This window comes from Mycobacterium sp. IDUB_28, from assembly GCF_055419285.1.
This window is the reverse complement of sequence record NZ_JBVAXK010000045.1, coordinates 1-412: the sequence shown is the minus strand read 5'-3', so window position 1 is coordinate 412 and position 412 is coordinate 1. Positions and strand designations below refer to the sequence as shown.

Sequence of the window (412 nt, the reverse complement as noted above, 5' to 3'; positions counted from 1 at the left end):
ATGCCGCCGACGGTGGTGCACAGGGTGGGGAATAGCAGGGCGCTGCCGGGGGTGGTGATGTGGGTGTCGCCGCTGGGGGAGGTCAGGATCAGGGTGCCGTCGGGGAGTTGTTTTTCGGTCCAGCCCCAGAATGTTTTGACCAGGTGGTGGGTGCGGCATAGGCATTTGATGTTGGCGGCGTGGGTGGGTCCGCCTTGGGACCAGGGGATGGTGTGGTCGAGGTCGGAGCGGGTGGCGGGTACCTCGCAGCCGGGCCAGCGGCAGGTCAGGTCGCGGGCGCGGATGAAGTCGGCCAGTGCGGCTGAGGGCCGGTAGGTGGGTTCGGGGGCGGTGTAGCCGGGGTGGATCAGGGGCACGATTGTGGCGGAGACGGCTAGGTCGGCGAGCAGTTCGGGGGTGATGAGTCCGTCGG

The 412-nt window shown here is 68.4% G+C and carries 1 protein-coding gene; it reads right to left on the bottom strand.

What is annotated here, in order from left to right:
• Positions 1-412 (bottom strand): HNH endonuclease signature motif containing protein (locus tag ACZYZ9_RS26475; RefSeq protein WP_463829113.1); only part of this gene is annotated, 412 nt, incomplete at both ends.